Origin of the sequence: Janthinobacterium sp. GW458P (assembly GCF_002127585.1) — a bacterium.
Classification (GTDB): domain Bacteria; phylum Pseudomonadota; class Gammaproteobacteria; order Burkholderiales; family Burkholderiaceae_D; genus Janthinobacterium.
The window spans coordinates 1-2,517 of sequence record NZ_NEGZ01000126.1; the positions used below are offsets into that span (position 1 = coordinate 1).

Sequence of the window (2,517 nt, forward strand, 5' to 3'; positions counted from 1 at the left end):
CGGCACGCGCTGCAGGCGGGCCATGCCCTCGCCTTGCGTGATCTCGATGCGCGCCATGGCGGGCGCCTCCGGCATCGGCACCGGCACCGGCAACGGCGCGGGCGACGGCGCCGCGCCGCGCAAGAGAGCCAGGTCGCGCCGCAGGTCGTGCTCCTGCAGGCTCTGCGCCTGGCGCCGCATCACGGCCGCGCGCTCATGCTGCCCCAGGCGTTCGAGCACCTGCGCCAGGTGCTGCCAGGCCAGTGCATTGAGCGGATCGAGCAGGCAGGCCTGTTCCAGCGCCGGCAGGGCCAGCGCATCGCGGCCGCTTAAAGAATAGGCGTGACCGAGATTGCTGAACAAATACGCGTGCCGCGGCTGCGGCGGACCCGCCTCCTGCGTCAGGGCCAGCCAATGGGCGATCGCCGCGCCATGCTCGCCGCGCCGCGCGTGCAGCACGGCCAGGCCGTTGCGCGCATCCACATGGCGCGGCGCATGGCGCAGCGCCTGTTCATAGGAAGCCTGCGCGGCGGGCAGGTCGCCCCGCTCGAAATGCTCGCGCCCCGCCACGTAGGCGCTATCGGCGTCCAATGAGGGCGGCAGCGGCGGCGCGTGCGCCGTATGGCTGGCGCAGGCGCCCAGGCCGAGGCAGGCGCAGGCGGCGGCCAGGCGGGAAATCGTCAAGCGCATGACAGCTCCTTTCAGCGGCTGGCCATGGCCGGCACGAGCACGCGATAGACTTCGATCACGGCCGGCCCCATGAGTACCAGCATGAGGGTGGGAAAGACGCAAAAAATCAGCGGGAACAGCAGTTTTAGCGCGATCTTGGCCGCCGCTTCCTCGGCCAGCAGGCTGCGCTTGCCGCGCAGGTTTTCCGAATGCACGCGCAGCGAGTCGCCCATGCTGGTGCCGAAGCGTTCCGACTGGATCAGCATGGCGACCAGGGTATCGACATCTTCCACCCCGCTGCGCAGGGCCAGGTTGCGCAGCGCCTTTTCCTTGGAAAAGCCGGCGCGCATTTCCATCAGCACCAGCTGCAGCTCCTGCGCCAGCACCACGCTCTTGATGTGGATTTCGCCCGACACCTTCACCAGCGCGCGCTCCAGGCTCAGGCCCGCTTCCACGCACACCGTCAATAAATCGAGCGCGTCGGGGATGTTTTCAAAGATGTCGCGCTGGCGCCGCTTCGCCGTGCTGGCCAGCACCAGGTTGGGCAGGTAGTAGCCGATGGTGGCGCTGACGCACAGCAGCAACAGCAGCACGCTGCGCAGCTGCGCCGCCATGGCGCTGGCCGCGTACAGGCCCAGCACGGTGGGAAACAACAGGGCCAGCACGGTTTTCGCCGCGAAGTACAGGGCCGGCGCGCTGGCTTGCCGCCAGCCCGCATTCATGAAACGCGTGCGCAGCGGCGAGCGCTCCCAGCCCTCTTCCGGCAGCGACAGCTTGCTGAACGGCTGCGCCACGCGCGCCACCCGTTCTACCCAGCCGTTTTCCGCCACCGCGTCGCCGGCGGCCGGCGCCATGGAGCCGAACAGGCGCTGGCGCAGGGCGCCGGGAAAGAAGATCAGCCACGCCAGCAGGGCCAGCGCCACCACCACGGCGAAGACGATCAACAGGAACAGCAGTTGCGGGCCAGTCATGGCATTTCCTCCGATTGATCGACTGACAAAACGTTCAGGGCTAGGCGTGTCGCCGAAGGCAGTACGACAGTACGACAAGGCGACGCAACAACGCCATGGACTTTTTTTCAGGCGATCTCTTAGATGCGGATGCGGATGACCTTGCGCATCCACACGACGCCCAGCGCCACCATGCCAGCCGCGTACCACAACAGCTTGATGCCGCTGGGGTCCGTCCACAGCAGGCGGATGTATTGCGGGTTGACGAGCGCCATGACGCCGATCATCACCACCGGCATCAGCCCCAGCACCCAGGCCGACATGCGGCCCTCGGCCGACAGCACGCGCACCTGCCCCAGCAGCTTCAAGCGGGCGCGAATGATGCGCGCGATGCTGACCAGCACCTCGGCCAGGTTGCCGCCCGATTCGCGCTGCACCAGCACGGCGATGACGAGGTAGCGCAAGTCCGTCAGCGGGATGCGCGCGGCCAGGTTCTGCAGCGCCTCGTTCATCGGCACGCCGTAATTGATCTCTTCGTGCGCCGTCTTGAATTCGCCGCTGATCGGCTCATTGAGTTCATCGCCCACCATCTGCAGCACGTTGGAAAACGAGTGTCCGGCGCGCAGCGCGCGGGCCAGGAAATCGGCCGCCTCCGGCAACTGGGCCTCGATCTTCTGCAGCCGCGCCGTACGCGCGCGCAGCACCACCATGCACGGCCCGCCGCCGGCCACGCCCAGCAACAGCAAGGCGCCCGGCAGCGGCATGGGCCAGGCCGCCAGCAGCAGCAAGGCAGCCAGCAGCAGGCCGCCCGCGCCGCCGAGGAATTGCGCCACCGACCAGGGCAGGCCCGATTGCAGCAGCAGGCGGTCGAGCCGCGCCGCGTGCGGCACGCGCCGCAGCAGCCGGTCCAGGCCCGGCG

The 2,517-nt window shown here is 68.6% G+C and carries 3 protein-coding genes; all 3 read right to left on the reverse strand.

Translation table 11 applies throughout. From position 1 onward, the window contains the following. The coding region (locus CBW50_RS28250) for a tetratricopeptide repeat protein (RefSeq protein ID WP_139842704.1) at positions 1-669 on the reverse strand (669 nt) is incomplete at its 3' end. 11 nt (positions 670-680) lie between these two features. Beyond that, the gene (locus CBW50_RS28255; RefSeq protein ID WP_086148555.1) at positions 681-1,619 is read right to left on the reverse strand and encodes a type II secretion system F family protein; all 939 of its coding nucleotides are present in this window, start codon (positions 1,617-1,619) and stop codon (positions 681-683) included. A 119-nt stretch (positions 1,620-1,738) separates the two neighbouring features. Then, positions 1,739-2,517: type II secretion system F family protein (locus CBW50_RS28260; protein ID WP_086148556.1), on the reverse strand; the 779-nt coding region annotated here is incomplete at its 5' end.

Bases quoted from the DNA above. Each gene is read 5' to 3' on its own strand.
- CBW50_RS28255 (WP_086148555.1), bottom strand. From the start codon at position 1,619: ATGACTGGCCCGCAACTGCTGTTCCTGTTGATCGTCTTCGCCGTGGTG.